This window comes from Kitasatospora sp. CMC57 (assembly GCF_045866025.2).
GTDB lineage: Bacteria > Actinomycetota > Actinomycetes > Streptomycetales > Streptomycetaceae > Kitasatospora.
This window is the reverse complement of sequence record NZ_AP035881.2, coordinates 1,198,938-1,214,154: the sequence shown is the minus strand read 5'-3', so window position 1 is coordinate 1,214,154 and position 15,217 is coordinate 1,198,938. Positions and strand designations below refer to the sequence as shown.

14 protein-coding genes and 1 pseudogene are annotated in these 15,217 nt (G+C 73.8%); 9 read left to right on the top strand and 6 right to left on the bottom strand.

The features are described from left to right. Positions 1-41: 41 nt before the first annotated feature. The 5 genes from ACKUU6_RS05560 (at position 42) to ACKUU6_RS05540 (ending at position 5,320) form a co-directional block, all read left to right on the top strand. The gene (locus ACKUU6_RS05560) at positions 42-293 is read left to right on the top strand and encodes a hypothetical protein (protein WP_407987320.1); all 252 of its coding nucleotides are present in this window, start codon (positions 42-44) and stop codon (positions 291-293) included. Beyond that, the gene (locus ACKUU6_RS05555; RefSeq protein WP_407987319.1) at positions 290-748 is read left to right on the top strand and encodes a TadE/TadG family type IV pilus assembly protein; all 459 of its coding nucleotides are present in this window, start codon (positions 290-292) and stop codon (positions 746-748) included. The genes ACKUU6_RS05560 and ACKUU6_RS05555 overlap by 4 nt, the downstream gene beginning before the upstream one ends. Then, positions 745-1,218 carry a TadE/TadG family type IV pilus assembly protein gene (locus ACKUU6_RS05550; RefSeq protein ID WP_407987318.1) on the top strand — a complete coding sequence of 158 codons (474 nt, stop codon included), beginning with the start codon at positions 745-747 and terminating at the stop codon, positions 1,216-1,218. Before ACKUU6_RS05555 ends, ACKUU6_RS05550 begins: the two co-directional genes overlap by 4 nt. Further along, the gene (locus tag ACKUU6_RS05545) at positions 1,215-1,646 is read left to right on the top strand and encodes a hypothetical protein (protein WP_407987317.1); all 432 of its coding nucleotides are present in this window, start codon (positions 1,215-1,217) and stop codon (positions 1,644-1,646) included. Before ACKUU6_RS05550 ends, ACKUU6_RS05545 begins: the two co-directional genes overlap by 4 nt. A gap of 83 nt (positions 1,647-1,729) precedes the next feature. Next, on the top strand, positions 1,730-5,320 hold the full coding sequence (locus tag ACKUU6_RS05540) for a BTAD domain-containing putative transcriptional regulator (RefSeq protein WP_407987316.1): 3,591 nt from the start codon (positions 1,730-1,732) through the stop codon (positions 5,318-5,320). Positions 5,321-5,354: 34 nt separating this feature from the next. Here ACKUU6_RS05540 and ACKUU6_RS05535 read toward each other — a convergent pair whose 3' ends face one another. Then, on the bottom strand, positions 5,355-6,047 hold the full coding sequence (locus tag ACKUU6_RS05535) for an aspartate/glutamate racemase family protein (RefSeq protein ID WP_407987315.1): 693 nt from the start codon (positions 6,045-6,047) through the stop codon (positions 5,355-5,357). A gap of 87 nt (positions 6,048-6,134) precedes the next feature. On the opposite strand from ACKUU6_RS05535, the gene ACKUU6_RS05530 reads away from it, so the two are divergent. The 3 genes from ACKUU6_RS05530 to ACKUU6_RS05520 all read left to right on the top strand — a co-directional run bounded on the left by ACKUU6_RS05530 (position 6,135) and on the right by ACKUU6_RS05520 (position 9,485). Next, positions 6,135-6,668, top strand: a complete 534-nt coding sequence (locus tag ACKUU6_RS05530) for a GNAT family N-acetyltransferase (protein WP_407987314.1) — start codon at positions 6,135-6,137, stop codon at positions 6,666-6,668. Positions 6,669-6,734: 66 nt separating this feature from the next. Continuing rightward, a complete protein-coding gene (locus ACKUU6_RS05525) occupies positions 6,735-7,778 on the top strand; it encodes a S66 family peptidase (protein ID WP_407987313.1) in 1,044 nt (347 codons plus the stop codon). Positions 7,779-7,910: 132 nt separating this feature from the next. After that, the gene (locus ACKUU6_RS05520) at positions 7,911-9,485 is read left to right on the top strand and encodes a hypothetical protein (RefSeq protein WP_407987312.1); all 1,575 of its coding nucleotides are present in this window, start codon (positions 7,911-7,913) and stop codon (positions 9,483-9,485) included. Positions 9,486-9,533: 48 nt separating this feature from the next. Here the strand turns inward: ACKUU6_RS05520 and fabG are convergent, their stop codons facing one another. The 3 genes from fabG to ACKUU6_RS05505 are packed head-to-tail and all read right to left on the bottom strand — an operon-like array spanning position 9,534 to position 12,659. After that, a complete protein-coding gene (gene fabG, locus ACKUU6_RS05515) occupies positions 9,534-10,292 on the bottom strand; it encodes a 3-oxoacyl-ACP reductase FabG (protein WP_407987311.1) in 759 nt (252 codons plus the stop codon). A 9-nt stretch (positions 10,293-10,301) separates the two neighbouring features. Continuing rightward, positions 10,302-11,489 (bottom strand): thiolase family protein, encoded by a 1,188-nt coding sequence (locus ACKUU6_RS05510; protein WP_407987310.1) that lies wholly within the window; start codon positions 11,487-11,489, stop codon positions 10,302-10,304. 21 nt (positions 11,490-11,510) lie between these two features. Further along, positions 11,511-12,659 carry an acyl-CoA dehydrogenase family protein gene (locus ACKUU6_RS05505; protein ID WP_407987309.1) on the bottom strand — a complete coding sequence of 383 codons (1,149 nt, stop codon included), beginning with the start codon at positions 12,657-12,659 and terminating at the stop codon, positions 11,511-11,513. 136 nt (positions 12,660-12,795) lie between these two features. Here ACKUU6_RS05505 and ACKUU6_RS05500 point away from each other — a divergent pair, with 136 nt between their 5' ends. Beyond that, entirely contained in the window at positions 12,796-13,443 is a 648-nt protein-coding gene (locus tag ACKUU6_RS05500) for a TetR/AcrR family transcriptional regulator (protein ID WP_407987308.1), read from the top strand. On the opposite strand, the gene ACKUU6_RS05495 is transcribed toward ACKUU6_RS05500, so the two are convergent. Both ACKUU6_RS05495 and ACKUU6_RS05490 read right to left on the bottom strand, forming a co-directional pair. Next, positions 13,444-14,607 (bottom strand): aminoglycoside phosphotransferase family protein, encoded by a 1,164-nt coding sequence (locus ACKUU6_RS05495; protein WP_407987307.1) that lies wholly within the window; start codon positions 14,605-14,607, stop codon positions 13,444-13,446. A gap of 40 nt (positions 14,608-14,647) precedes the next feature. Next, a pseudogene (locus ACKUU6_RS05490) lies at positions 14,648-14,971 on the bottom strand (RNA ligase family protein); the annotation flags it as partial. Between the last annotated feature and the right edge of the window lie 246 nt (positions 14,972-15,217).

Here is a 15,217-nt window from a genome sequence, read left to right as displayed (position 1 = left end):
GTCCGCCCGTCCGTCCCTGCTGCCGACCTGGAGACCACACCATGGCCGCTCTGCGCACCTTCCTCACCGCACTGTTCCTGCCTGTGAAGCTCTGCCTGTTCATGTTCCACTACCGGGTCGGCCGGGCCCGGGCGGCCCGCGCCGCCGGCGACCGGGGTGCGATCAGCATCGAACTCGCGCTTGCCATCATCGTGTTGGTGGGGGTCGCGGTCGCGGTGCTCGCCGTGCTGGCGACGCTGGCGAAGAACGTCACATCCCGGGTCCCGGAGGATGCGGTGATCTCGCCCAAGTGAACCGTCGCCCGTCGCCGCACCGTCACCGCCCGGGAGGCCGGGAGCACCGCCTGGGGGACCGGGTGCACCACCGGGGGGACCGGGGCGCGCTTACCATCAGTCTCGCGCTGGTCTTCCCGGTGGTGCTCGGGCTGGTCTTCCTCGTGGTCCAGGCCGCGCTGCTCTGGTACGCGGGTCAGGCCGCGCAGACCGCTGCCCGCGAGGGGGCCGACGCGGGCCGGGTCCGGGGCGGCACCGCGGCGGCGGGGGAGGCCAGGGCCAGGGCGTTCCTGGACCGGGTCGGCGATCTCGCGGAGCCGGTCTCGGTGGTCTCGGAGGACGTCTCGCCCGGCACCTTCAGGATCGTCGTCGAGGTACGCCCGCTGACGGTGCTGCCCGGCTTCGACCGGTTCACGGTCACGCGCGAAGTGACTGCCCCCCGGGAGCAGTTCGTACCCCAGGTGGGTCAGCCGTGAGGCGCCGCGCGGGAGCCCGGATCGGGGCCGACGATCGGGGGAGCGCCGCACTGGAGGCCGCCATCGTCGCGCCGGTCCTGGTCGTCTTCGTACTGATCGCGATCGCGGCAGGGCGTATCCAGAGCACCGGTGGGGTAGTTGATGCGGCAGCCAGGTCGGCCGCCCGGGCGGCCTCGCTGGCCCGTACGCCGGAGGGGGCCCAGCAGGCGGCGGACCAGGCGGTGCGGGAGGCGGTCGGGGGACAGGAGGCGCGGTGTCGGGAACTCAGTACCCTACCGGTCGAGTACGGCACCCTGGACACGCCGACCGGACGACTCAACACGGTTACGGTGCGCGTCAGTTGCACCGTCCTGCTGAGCGACCTGCTGATGGACGCGGTGCCGGGCAGCAAGACCATGACGGCCAGTTTCACCTCGGTGCTCGACCACTACCGGGGCACCGAACCGGGGAAGGAGGCGAGGAACCCGTGAGGGTACGACGAACCGACGACGGCTCCATCGGCCTGTTCGTGGCCATCTGCGCCGCCGGGCTGGTGCTGATGATCGGGGTCGTGCTGGAGGCCGGCGGGCGGTTGCGGGCGATCGAGACCGCCGACGCCCGGGCCCAGGAGGCGGCCCGGGTGATCGGGCAGCAGCTGGACGAGGCGGCGCTGCTGCGCGGCGACGGCTTCCTGCTGGCCAGGGACGTGGCCGCCGCACGGGGGGCGGCCGACGCCTACCTGCAGCCGTACGGCCTGCACGCCGAGGTGGGGTTCGTGGGCGGCCGCACGGTCGTGGTCGACATCCGGGCCTCGTACCGGACCACCCTGCTGGGCGCGATCGCGGTGCGGTCGCTGGATGTGCACGGGCACGGCTCGGCCACTCTGGTGCACGGCGTCAAGGAAGCGGAGACTGCCTGAATGGGTGCGGGCAGGACTCTGGATGGGCGTCGGCGCGGCACGGCCGTGACGGCGCACGGTGTCACGGAAGCGGAGAAGGACTGATGGCCGCGCGACGAGCCAAGGAACAGCACCGGACCGGCACGAGCAGCAGCGCGAGCGGTACGCCCGGACGGCGACCGGTGCCGCTCCGGCCCGACCGCCGTCGCCGGACGGCCGGTTCGGTGTTCAGCGCACTCGGTGCGCTGGTGCTGCTGGCCCTCCTGCTGGTCGGCATGCCCGCACTGCTGGTGTACGGGACGACCGCCGTGGCCGGCATGGGCGGCCAGAGCACCGACGGTCTGGCCGAGTTGCTGACCACCCCGGACGACGGACGGCTCTTCCTCTGGGCGCTGGTCGCGATCGGCTGGGTGGCCTGGCTCTGCTTCGCCTTCTCGGTGCTGCTGGAGATCCCGGCCCAGCTGCGCGGCCGGGTGGCCCGCAGGCTGCCCGCCTTCGGCTGGAGCCAGCGGATCGCGGCCGGACTGGTCGGCTCGGTGCTGGCCCTGCTGCCGGTGGCCGGGTCCGCCTTCGCCGCGGTGCCCGATCGCCCGGTCGCGGTGGCCCCCGCGCAGGTGACCGCCGCTCCGCAGTACGCCGCGCTGCCCGCCGCCCCGGCGGCACCCGCACTCACCCCGGCGGCCGACCCGGCGCCCGGCTACACCGTACGGGACAGCCGTCCGGCGGACAGCCTCTGGTCGATCGCCGAACGCCAACTCGGTTCCGGCGAACGGTGGGTGGAGATCGCCAAGCTCAACGACGGCCGGGTGATGGACGATTCGGGCCGGACCTTCGACGCGGACCGGCCGATTCACCCCGGCTGGCAGCTCCTGATGCCGGGCGACGCCAAGGCTCAGACGGCGCCGGCCCCCGCGCCGGTGCCCGCCCCTGCGCCGCAGCCGCAGCACGCCTCGGTGACGGTCAAGGCGGGGGACTCCCTGTCGGCCATCGCGGAGCGGGAGTTGGGGGACGCGGAGGGGTGGCCGAAGCTGTTCGAGGCCAACAAGGGCGTGGCCGCGCCGGACGGCGAGCGGCTGACCGATCCGGACGTGGTGGTGCCGGGGATGGTGCTCGCCATCCCCGGTGCGCCTGCTCCCGCGCCTGCGCCCGCTCCCGAGCCCGCGCCGGCTCCCGCCCCCGCCCCTGCCCCCGAGCCTTCGGCGCCGGTCACCCCGGACCCGACGCCCGCACCCACCCCGGCCACCCAGGGTCCCGTGGTCCCGTCCCAGGCGCCGAGTGCAGCCGCCCAGACCCCCGCCCACACCCCCGCCAAGGCGGACGCGCCCAGCGACGACTACTCCGTGGCGCTGGCCGCCTCGACCGTCGGGGTGGTGCTGGCCGCCGTCCTGGTCGGCACGGTGGCCCGGCGGCGCGGTGACCAGCAGCGGGCCCGCAAGCCGCGGCACCGGATCGCGCTGGCCGCCCCGCCGGCGCTCGCCTTCGAGGCGGAGCTGAAGGTCCGTCAGGACGACGCAGGACTCGCGCTGCTGGACCGGTCCCTGCGCACCCTGGCCCGGAACACCGTCCGCGGCGGCAAGCGCCTGCCCACCCTGGTCGCGGCCCGGATCACCCCGGGCCGTACGGTCGAGCTGCACCTCGCCGCCCCGGCCGCGCCGATCGCGCCGTTCCGGGCCGCGCACGCCCCGAACGTCTGGTGGTGCCCGGAGGACTCGTCCGAGCTGCTCAGTGCGTCCCAGGCGGCGAAGAACAACGCCCCGTACCCGGCGCTGGTCACCCTCGGCAGCTCGCCGGACGGCTCGGTGGTGCTGGCCGATCTGGAGACGGTCCGGCTGATGCACCTGTCCGGCCACCCGGAGGACTCGCACGACGTACTGCGCACGCTGGCCGCCGAGTTGGCGTACAGCCCGCTCGCCGACCGGCTGAACCTGCACCTGGTCGGGCTGGCCGAGGACCTGCCGATCGCCGGGGCCGCGCTGGAGCGGGTGCACCGGCACGACTCGCTGGAGGGCGCGCTCGCCGCGCTCGGACCGCGGACCGCTCGGGCCCGTGCCACCCTGGTGGCCGCCGAGGCGGCCAGCCCCCGGGACGCCCGCAGCAGGGGCCAGGACGACGAGGCCTGGGTGCCGGAGATCGTGCTCTCCGCCCAGCCGCCGAGCGGCAGTCTGCCCACCGAACTGGGCCGGCTGCTGGACGGCACCCCGCGTACCTGCCTGGCGGTCATCACCCGCGCCCCCGAACGCGGGAGCGGCCCGGTCGCCCGCTGGACGCTGCCCAGCACCGGCAGCGCCACCATCCCGGGCCTGCACCTCACGGTGCAGCTGCAGCGGCTCAGCCAGGACCAGTACGCCAGCCTCGGCGACCTGCTCCGGTCCTCGGCCGACACCACCCAACTGCCCGCGCCCGACTGGACGCTGGACGGAGCGGAGCTCGAACCGTCCGAACTCCCGCTGCCGGTCCCGGTGCTGGCATCGGTCGGCGCACCGAGCGCTGCCGAGTCGGCCGCGATCGAGGCGGTGGCCCGGGCGATCGGCACCGGCAGCAGCCCGTTCGCGGGCATCAGCCCGGCCGCCACGCCCCGGCACACCGCCAACTCGATCGGTCTGCACGTCAAGTCGCCCGGCCCGGTGCCGCGCGTCCCGCCTGCCGTGACCCCGGTGGTGGCCGTTCCGCCGGTCGTTCCGGACGTCTCAGCGGTGGCCCCGCCCGTCGTTCCGAGTGACGTCGCCCCGGCCGCTGTCCCGCCCGTCGAGCCGCCGGTGGTGCCGACGCCCGATCCGGAGCCGGTCCCGACCCACGAGCCCGCCGCCCCGGTGGCCGACACCACCCCGTCCCGTCCGGTCCGGTCAGCCTTTCCCGCGCCGACTCCGGCCCCCCGTACCGACAGTGACGACCTGCTGGCCATACTGCGGTCGCCCGAGGCGCACTCGGCCCGCACCGCCCCCCGGATCCGTCTGCTCGGTCCGCCCGACGTGCTCGGCACCACCGGTCCGGTCAGCCCCGAGGGCCAGGCCCGGCTGACCGAACTGGCCGCCCTGCTCGCGCTCCGTCCAGGCGTCGACCAGTCCACCCTGGACCGCGCTATGCACCCCGGGGCCGCCCACCTCGACCCGCACCCGACCACCACCGAGCACACCGTCACCCCGTTGCCCACCCGACTGGCCGAACTGGCCGCCTGGCTGGGCGAGTCCACCGAGGGCCGGCCCTTCCTCCCGCTCGACGGCGGCGAGGGCCACAGCTTCGCCCCCACCGTGAGCTGCGACTGGGACGAGTTCCGCAGCCTCTACCGCCGCGGCATGCGCAGCACCAGCAGCACCGCCGACGCGGCCCTGGCCCACGCCCTCGCCCTGGTCCGCGGCGCCCCGTTCGCCGAGGCCCCCGGCTCCACGTACGGCTGGGCGGAGCCCGAACGCCAGGACATGATCGCCACCATCGTCGACACCGCCCACGAACTGGCCGCCCGCCGCCTCCAGTACGGCGACCACCGCACCGCCGAGGCCGCCATCTTCCGCGGCCTCGCCGTCGCCCCCGACATCGAACTCCTGCACCGCGACCTGTTCTACGCCTACGCCTCGGCCGGCGCCCGGGACCAACTCGTCCGCGCGGTCAACCGCCTGGACGCGCTCAGCCGCCGCACCGGCCGCGACCTCGACCCCGACACCGTGGCCCTGCTCCGCGACCTGCTCTCCGGCGGCTGACCGGCGGGCCGGACGAGGGATGGGTCGGCGGCGTTCAGGGCCCGAGCGCCGCCGCGACCGCCGCTTCGGCGTGCAGGCGGGTGGTGGCGAAGACCGGGACAGGGCTGTCGGCGGGGGAGACCAGCAGCTCGATCTCGGTGCAGCCGAGGACGATTCCCTCGGCGCCCCGCACGACCAACTCCGCGATGACGGACCGGTAGGCGGCGCGGGACTCCTCGCGGATGACGCCCAGACAGAGCTCCTCGTAGATGACCCGGTGCACCAGCGCCCGGCCCGGGGCGTCCGGAGTCAGGACCTCGAGACCGTGCGAGGCGAGCCGGTCGCGGTAGAACGACTGCTCCATGGTGAAGGCCGTCCCCAGCAGCCCGACCCGCCCCAGGCCCGCCGACCGGACCGCGAGCGCGGCGGCGTCGGCCAGGTGCAGCAGCGGGACGTCGACGGCGGCTGCGACCTGGTCGGCGACCTTGTGCATGGTGTTGGTGCAGATCAGCAGCAGCTCCGCCCCCGCCGCTTCCAACGACCGTGCGGCGTCTGCCAGTACGGACCCGGCCGCATCCCACTCGCCGGCCACCTGGAGCTGTTCGATCTCGGCGAAGTCCACCGACCAGAGCACGCACCGGGCTGAGTGCAGGCCACCCAGCCGCTCCCGGGTCAGCTCGTTCAGCAGCCGGTAGTACTCGGCGCTGGACTCCCAGCTCATCCCGCCGATCAGTCCGATGACCTTCATCGCCCACCTCCCACCCGCGCATCATCGCACCCGGCCGGAACCGTAATGCGCTTGCCGCCGCCCCTCCCGTTTCGGTAGACCCGACCCATGCTGCATGGAGAGCGAATCGGCCTGCGGGCCCGCCTTGAGTCCGATGTACCGGTACTGCACGAGAAGTTGTACGAGGACGTACTGACCCGATCGAGGGCGGACTCCCGCCCCTGGCGGCCGACCCCGGTCGGCTCCTCGCCGTACGCGGTGGGCGAGCCCGCCGACGACCACGCGGCCTTCACCGTGGTCGAGTCGGCGACCGGTGAGGTGGCCGGGGAAGCGATCGTCTGGGGGATCGACAGCCACAACCGCCTGGCCCACCTCGGACTCGCCGTGCTGCCCGCCTTCCGGGGGCGCGGCTACGGCGCCGAGTCGGTCCGGCTGATGTGCCGGTACGTGTTCACGGTGCGCGGTCTCCAGCGGGCCCAGGTGGAGACCTTGGCGGACAACGAGCCGATGATCCGGGCCGCCGAGAGCGCCGGGTTCGTCCGGGAGGGGCTGCTGCGGCGGGCCGCCTGGGTGCACGGTGAGTTCCTGGATGAGGCGGTCCTCGGGCTGCTGGCCGAGGACTGGGCGAAGACGGAGGCGTGACGGTGTGCCGCATCGCCAAGGGAAATCGGTTCGTCCGGGCACCGCGGTTCCGAATAGCCTCCCGGCGTGATCGAATTCCGCTACCCGCCCAAGCCCCGTCCCGGTGACCGAGTCGCCGTCCTCTCGCCCGCCGCCGGGCTGGCCGAGGTCCTGCCGCTGCCGCACGACCTCGGGGTGCGGAGGCTGACGGAGGCGTACGGGCTGAAGCCGGTGGAGTACCCGACCACCCGTCAGCTCGGGGCGAGCGCCCGGGCCAGGGCGGCCGACCTCCACGCCGCGTTCGCCGACCCGGAGATCAGGGCGGTGATCGCCAGTATCGGCGGCGACGACCAGATCACCGTGATCCCGCACCTGGACGCCGAGCTGATCCGGGCCAACCCGAAGCCGTTCTTCGGGTTCAGCGACAACACCCACCTGCTGAACTTCCTGCGCAACCTCGGCCTGGTCGGCTACCACGGCGCCTCCGTGATGACCCAGTTCGGGCGGCCGGGTGCCGAGCACCCGCTGACCGCCGAGTCGGCCCGGGCGGCGCTGTTCGGCTCCGGCGAGTACGAGCTGCGCCCCTCGGCCGAAACCAACGACGTGGAGCGTCGCTGGGAGGACCCGGCGACTTTCGAGAGCGAGCCCCTGATGGAGCCCGCCGACGGCTGGACCTGGCACAACGCCGACCGGGTGGTGGAGGGTCCGAGCTGGGGCGGCTGCCTGGAGTCGCTGGCCGACCTGGTGATGGCGGGGCGCGACCTCCGGCCGGTCGAGGAGTACGCCGGGCAGGTGCTGTTCCTGGAGACCTCGGAGCAGCTGCCCAGCAGCGCGGCGGTCCACCGCATCCTGCGTGCCTTCGGGGAGCGAGGGCTGCTCGCCCAGTTCCCCGCGCTGCTGATGGGCCGCGCCCGGGCCTGGTCCCACCACCACCCCAACGACGCCGGCGTCCGCGCCGCGTACCGGGCCGACCAGCGCGCGGCCGTACTCCGGGCGCTGGGCGAGTACGCCCCCGACATGATGGCGGTCTTCGACGTCGACCTGGGGCACACCGACCCGCAGCTGGTCATCCCGTACGGCGGCCTGGTCCGGGTGGACGGTCCGGCGCGAGCCGTCACCGTCACGTACTGAGCCGGTAACGGCTCGCCGGTGATCACCACCCGCTCTGGCTACGCCGACCGGGCGCGTCGTAAAGTGGCGAGATCGTGGTGGCGGGCACCGCGGCGGACGTCGCGGTGCGACGGGGTGGGGCGGTGACCTGCGGTGGCTGACGGGGCGGCGGGCGGCGGTTGGCCGGGCGCGATGGCAGACCGGGCCGATCCGGCCGCTCCGCGTGAGGTGTCGACCGGGTGGACCGGCATCATCCCCGCCGTACAGCTGCCCCGGCCTGCGACGCCGCAGACGGTCGGTGACGGCGCCCGGGGCCGGATCCTGGTGATCGAGGGCGGCTACGGGGCCGGCGGCCGCCGGCACTGGGGGCGCGGCGCGGGTTCGCAGGCGCAGGTGCTCTCCGCCATGCTGGCCGCCGTCTCGCCGGGGACCTTGCTGGCCGCCGAATCGGTCGACGCCGTGCACCTCCCGGGAGCCACCGACCCGCAGAGCGTGCTGGCTCACCTGCGCGCCGCCGCCCTGCACCCCGGCCCGCTGCTGATCCACCTCGGCGGCCACCTGGTCACCGACCGGCGCGGCGAGCACCTCTACCTGACGCTGCGTGACTCCAAGCCGGCCACCGTCCGGCAGGACGGGCTGCCCTGGCAGGCGCTCGCCGCCGAGCTCCAGCACCGGGGCGAGCTGCCCACACTGGTGATCGCCGACCTGAGTGCCGATCAGGCGGCCTGGCCGCTGGTGCAGAGCGCGATCTCCCCGCTCGCGGACGGCATCCCGCTGTGGGCGGTGGTCAGCCCCGACCCCGAGCAGATCGGCACCTTCTCCCGGGCGCTGATCGAGGTGCTGCACCGGGGCCGCCCTGGTGGTCCGGCCCTGCTGCCGCCCGAGCTGCTCCGCGACCAGGTGCACTCGGTGGTGCGGAACGACTCGATCATCCTGCACTCGCACCCCACCGACCGGCCGTTCTTCCGCAACACCTCCCGGCAGATCAACGAGGCGCTGCCCGGTGCCGCCTCCGGTCCGCGTCCGGCCGCCGTCCTGGTGCCGCCGAAGGGACAGGCCAGGCTGTCCAAGGCCCGCGCCGGGTCACCCAAGGTCCAGCTCGGCAAGCCCGCCGGGCCCGGGGTCTCGCTGCGCAAGCCCGGCGTGCCGCCGACGCCCCGGCGGGTCGGGCCGCCGGTCTCCCTGCTGAAGGCCGTCCCGGGTGCTCCCGGCCGCCCCCTGGTCAGCCTGGACAAGCCGGACCCGTCGGCGGTCTCCTTCGACAAGCCGATCCCGGCGGTCACCCCCACGCCCGCCCCGGTCGACTACCGGGAGGCGATCGGCCGGATCGTCCGCAGCGCGGAGGCGGGTGAGCACGACACTGCGGCCGAACTCGCCCTGGCCCTGGAGGAGTCCGCCGTCGCCGCGCACGGCCCGGTGGCCGCCGAGGTGCTCCAGGTCCGCCAGGTCCGCGCCCACATCGCCCGGCTGGCCGGCCGCCCGGCACAGGCCGCCGAGGTCTACCGCGAGGTGGCCCTCACCCTGCTCCGCTCCCGGGGAGTCGACGACCCGGAGACCCAGCAGGCCGCCACCAACGCCGAAGCCTGCTGGCGCGCCGTCACGGACCGCGCCGAGGCGCTCCGGATGGCCCCCGAGATCATCGAGCTCCGCGCCCACCTCCCGGGCCCCGACGGTCGCAAACTCCGCGCCGCCGAACGCCACTTGAAGCAGCTCGCGGCCGCCAACTGAGACCACACCGGGCGGGTACGGGACGAGCTCCCGTACCCGCCCGGAGCGTCAGCGGGCGCCGCCGTTGACGTAGAGGGTCTGGCCGCTGACGTACGAGGCGTCGTCGCTGACCAGGAAGGCGACCACCGAGGCGATCTCCTCGGGCTGCCCGGCCCGGCGGAGCGGGGTGCGTTCGGCGACCTGGGCCTGGTGCTCCTCGGGGGTGGCGCCGACGCGTTCGGCGGTGGCGGCGGTCATCGCGGTGGCGATGTAGCCGGGGGCGACCGCGTTGACGTTGATGTTGTAGGGGCCGAGCTCGATCGCAAGGGTGGCGGTCAGCCCCTGGATGCCGGCCTTGGCGGCGGCGTAGTTGGCCTGGCCGCGGTTGCCGAGGGCGGAGCGCGAGCTGAGCGAGACGATCTTGCCGTACTTCTGCTTCACCAGATACTTCTGCGCCACGTGGCTGCAGTTGTAGGCGCTGGTCAGGTTGACCGTGAGCACGGCGTCCCAGTCGCTCTTCGGCATCTTGAAGAACATGTTGTCCCGGGTGATCCCGGCGTTGTTCACCAGGATGTGGAGCGCCCCCAACTCCTCCACCAGCGAGGCGAACACGGCCTCCACCGCGTCGTAGTCGGCCACGTCGCAGCCGTACGCCCGCGCGGTGCCTCCCTTGGCGGTGATCGCGTCCACGGTGCCCTGCGCGCGCTCGGCGGTGAGGTCCACCACCGCGACGGTGGCGCCCTCCTCGGCGAGCCGCAGCGCGGTGGCCGCGCCGATGCCCTGCGCCGCTCCGGTGACGACGGCGACCTTGCCTGCGAAACGAGTCACAACAGCTCCCTAGACGTTCTCGACGAGTACGGCGGTGCCCTGCCCGACGCCGACGCACATGGTGGCCAGCCCGCGCCGGGCGCCGGTCCGGCGCATCCGGTGCAGCAGGGTGGTGAGGATCCGGGCGCCCGAGCCGCCCAGCGGGTGGCCGAGGGCGATCGCGCCCCCGGAGGGGTTGACCAGCTCCGGGTCGAAGCCCAACTCCCTTACGCAGGCGAGTGCCTGGGCCGCGAACGCCTCGTTGAACTCGGCCTCCTCGACGTCCCCGACCGCCCAGCCGGTCCTGGCCAGCACCTTGCGGGTGGCGGGCACCGGGCCGATGCCCATCACGTCCGGGTGCACGCCGGCCGAGGCGCCGGCCACGTAGCGGCCGAGCGGTTCGAGTCCGAGCTCGTGCAGGGCTTCCTCGCCGACCAGCAGCACCCCGGCGGCGCCGTCGTTCATCGGCGAGGCGTTGCCGGCCGTCACCGTGCCACCGGCCCGGAAGACCGGCTTGAGGGCGGCGAGGCGCTCCAGCGAGCTGTCCTCGCGGATGCTCTCGTCCTGGTCGACGGTCACCCCGTCGGCGCGCAGCACCGGCAGCAGTTCGGCGTCGAAATGCCCGTTCTTCCGTGCGGCGGCCGCCCGTTGGTGGCTGCGCAGCGCGAACTCGTCCTGGTCCGAGCGGCTGACGCCGTACCGGTCGGCCACCTCCTCGGCGGTCTCACCCATGCTGAGCACGCCGTGCAGCTCACGCATCCGGGGGTTGGTGATCCGCCAGCCGAGCCGGGTGTCGAAGGTCTCCAGCTTGTGCGGCAGCGCCTCGTCGGGGCGCGGCAGCACGAAGGGCGCGCGGCTCATCGACTCGCAGCCGCCCGCGACCACGATGTCGGCCTCGCCGGAGCCGATCGCCCGGGCGGCGCTGGTGACGGCCTCCAGGCCGGAGGCGCAGAGCCGGTTGACGGTGGCACCGGGGATGCTCTCCGGCAGGCCGGCCAGTAGCACGGCCATCCGGGCCGCGTTCCGGTTGTCCTCCCCGGCCTGGTTGGCGGCGCCCCAGTAGACGTCGTCGATCCTGGCCGGGTCCAACTGCGGTACGGAGTCGAGCAGTCCGCGTAGCACGGCGGCCGAGAGGTCGTCGGGCCGGACGGACGAGAGCGCGCCGCGCAGCCGCCCGATCGGGGTGCGGCGGGCGGCGGCGAAGTAGACGGGACGCACGTCGTTGGGCTCCTCGATTGACTAGAAGGCGTTGACGCCGGTCAGCGAACGCCCGATGAGCAGCTTGTGGATCTGGCTGGTGCCTTCGTACAGGGTCATCACCCGCGCGTCGCGCAGGTACTTGCCGACCGGGTACTCGTCGATGAAGCCGTACCCGCCGAAGACCTGGAGCGCGTTGTTGGCGGCCCGGACGGCGGCCTCGCTGGCGTACAGCTTGGCCACCGAGGACTCGGTGGCGAACGGCAGTCCGCGCTCGATGTGGTCGGCCACCCGCCAGGTGAGCAGCCGGGCGGCGTCCAGGTCGACCGCGATGTCGGAGATCAGCTCCTGTACCAACTGGTAGGAGGCGATGGACTTCCCGAACTGCTCGCGCTCCGCGGCGTAGCCGACGGCGGCGTCCAGGCAGGCCTGGGCGATGCCGACGCAGCCGGCCGCGACCGACATCCGGCCCTTGGCCAGCGCGGCCATCGCGACCGAGAAGCCCTTGCCCTCCTCGCCGAGCCGGGCACTGTCCGGCACCCGGACGGCGTCGAAGGTGAGCTCGGCGGTGGCCTGGCCGCGCAGGCCCAACTTGCCGTGGATCTCCCGGCGTTCGAAGCCGGGGGTGGCGGTCGGCACCAGGAAGGCGGTCACACCCTTGTGGCCGGGCCCGCCGGTGCGGGCGAAGACGAGGGCGACCTCGGCCCAGGTCCCGTTGGTGATGAACATCTTGGCGCCGGTGATCAGCCAGTCGTCGCCGTCCCGGACCGCCCTGGTGGTCAGGTTGGCGGCGTCCGACCCGGTGCCCGGCTCGGTCAGTGCGAAGCAGCCGAGCGCCTCGCCGGAGGTCAGCCGGGGCAGCCAGTACCGCTTCTGCTCCTCGCTGCCGTAGCTGTTGACCGACTTGGCCACCAGCCCGAGCGAGACCGAGACGATGCCGCGCACCGAGGAGTCGCCCCGGCCGAGCTCCTCCAGCACCAGGCAGTACGCCAGGTGGTCGCCGCCGCTGCCGCCGTACTCCTCCGGGATGGTCAGGCCGAGGAAGCCGAGCTTGCCCAGCTTGCCGATGATCGCCTGGTCCACCGACTCGGCGCGGTCCCAGTCGGCGGCGAACGGCGCGATCTCGCGGTCGGTGAAGTCGGCCGCGAGCTGCTTGACGGCGGCCTGCTCCTCGGAGAGCTCCAGGTCCATGGCGTCCTCGCTGGGTAGGCTGGGGTTCGGTTAAAACTAGCGGTGCAAGTTTTTCCGACTGTAGCCCGCCGCCGAGCCGCTGGGAAGAGCGGCCTGCGAGAATGCCGGGAACCCCACCCGACCGGAGGACGCGACCATGGCCCGCCCGCGCAGCCCGCTGCTCAGCCGTGAGCGGATCGTCGTGGCCGCCCTCGCCCTGGTGGACGCCGAAGGGCTGGCCGCGCTCTCCACCCGCCGCCTGGCCACCGAACTCTCGGTCAGCGGCCCCTCGCTGTACAACCACTTCGCCACCAAGGACGAGCTGCTCGACGCCGTGGTGGACAGCGTGATGGGGGAGGTCGACCTGTCGATGTTCCAGCCGCCGGCGCCCTGGCGCACCGCGCTGTGCGACTGGGCCCGCTCCTACCGGGCGGCGCTGGCCGCCCACCCCGCCGTCGTCCCGGTGCTGGCCCAGGGGCCAGGCCGCCGCCCGAACGCCCTGCGGCTCGCCGACGCGGTCTTCGGCTGCCTGGTCGCGGCGGGCTGGCCGCGCGGCCAGGCCACCCGGATCGGCGCCCTGATGCGGTACTTCGTCACCGGCTCGGCGCTCGGCTCCTTCGCGGCCGGCTTCCCCGAGGACGCCGCCGTGTACGCCGAGGAGTACCCGCACCTCGGCGAGGCCCACAAGCTTGCCGAGCACCGGCGGCGGATCGACGAGGGCGCGTTCGAGACCGGCCTGGAGGCCCTGCTCGACGGCCTGGAACTACGCTACGGACGCACCGTCGGAGGCCGGCCCGAGAGCTGATCAGACCGGTCGGCAGGCCAGCGCCGCGCGGATCTCCGACTCCGGATCGCCGTCGTGGTAGACCCGCTCGGTCGCCTCGATGCCGTCCAGGAACTCCTGGTAGCGGACGGCGTGGCCGAGGTGCGCCAGCGGCTCTGCCAGCTCCAGCGCCCTGGCCGGGTCGGAGCCCGGGGCATGGGTGGTCCAGGCGTCGATCCACAGCCGGCGGACCGTCGCCCACCGGTCCCCGGAGAGGAAGTCCTGCGGCCGCAGGCCGTCGACGGCGGGGTGCCCGTAGTAGCTGTCGGAGAAATCGATGATCACGTTGCGGGTGCCGTCGAAGCGCCAGTTGCCCGGGTGGAAGTCACCGTGCACCAGCGTCTCCGGCAGTCCGCAGGACGCCAACTCCTCAGCCAATAGCGGGAGATCGGCGAGCAGCCGCTCGGCAGCAGCCTGCTCGTCGGCGGTCAGGACGACCCGGGAGAGCAGGACGGCGAACCGCTCGGGCAGCGTGCCGGGCGTGCGGTCCGGCAGTCCGGCGCGCTGCCCGGCCAGTGCCGCCTGGGCGGCGACCAGCCGGGGGACCGCGTCCAGCATGGCGTCCTCGGGCAGCCCCCAGCAGTCCACCCCGGGCAGGTGGCCGAGCAGCACCCGGCCCTCGGTGGCGGCCACCACCGGTGGCACCAACTCCGGGTCGACAGCGGCGAACCGGGCGATCACCTCGGCCTCCGACAGGGCGAAGGCGGGTGTGGTCTTCAGCCAGACCGGCCCGTCGGTGGTCGGCAGCCGGTACAGACCGGAGAGGTTCCAGCTCTTCACCTGCTCGGCCGGACCGACCGCCCGTACCGCACCGGCCGCCCACGCCAGCGCGGACCGCAGCCCCTCCGGAGTGGCCCACGGGGCACGCAGCGGATCCTCGCCCACCGAGAGGCCGGAGTCGGTGAGTTCGACCTCTGGGAACCGCAGCGCCTCCGCGTGGTACGCGACCGAGCCGCCGTACCCGGTGTCGGCGCTGTCGTGCGTCAGCAGCCGCAGCACGTGCACCGGCACGCCCAGCCGGACCGTCAACTCCTCGGCCACCGGCCCGACGTCGTGCCACCGCGGCGTCCTCACCGGGAAGGGCCCGATCTCGCCGAGGCGCTCTCCCCGGTACGTCACCAACGCCGTCACGCTTCGCTCTGTCACCTGCGCAGCTTCGGGACAGTCACCCATTTCGGCAACCGAATTACTCGTACTCGGTGCCGCCCTCGCGGGTCAGGTACGCGCCGCTGACCACCTTGGCGATCGCCCGGCCGCCGGTCACCGGGCTGTACCGCTCCGCCACCGGTCGCACCACGACACCCTCGCGGAGGTGCAACTCCCGCCCGGAGAAGGTCTCCCGGCCGTCCGCCAGGGCGAGCACCGTCTCCAGGGCGAACGGGCCGCTCCACAGCCGGGGCACCAACGGCAGTTTCCCGGCGAGCAGTTCGGCCGCGCCCAGCCAGCGCAGCTGTCCATCGACCACCGCCGAGACGTCGAAGGCGGCGTAGCCGGGCAGATGTAGACGGCCAACTCACCGGACCGGTAAGCGCCCTTGACGACCACCGCACGGTAGAGGCCGACCTGGGCCAGCTCCAGCGCGTCGGCGTTCGGGTGCGTCAGGATGGTCAGCCGCTCGGCTGTGACCCGCAGTGTCGACATGGCGATTCCTCCCCGGATGGTGAACGGGGATCACTCTGTCCGGTGGACACTCCCGGCCGCGACCGGTTCCAGGGGGCCCGCGGTATGCGGGCCCCCTGGAACCGATGACGAGCAG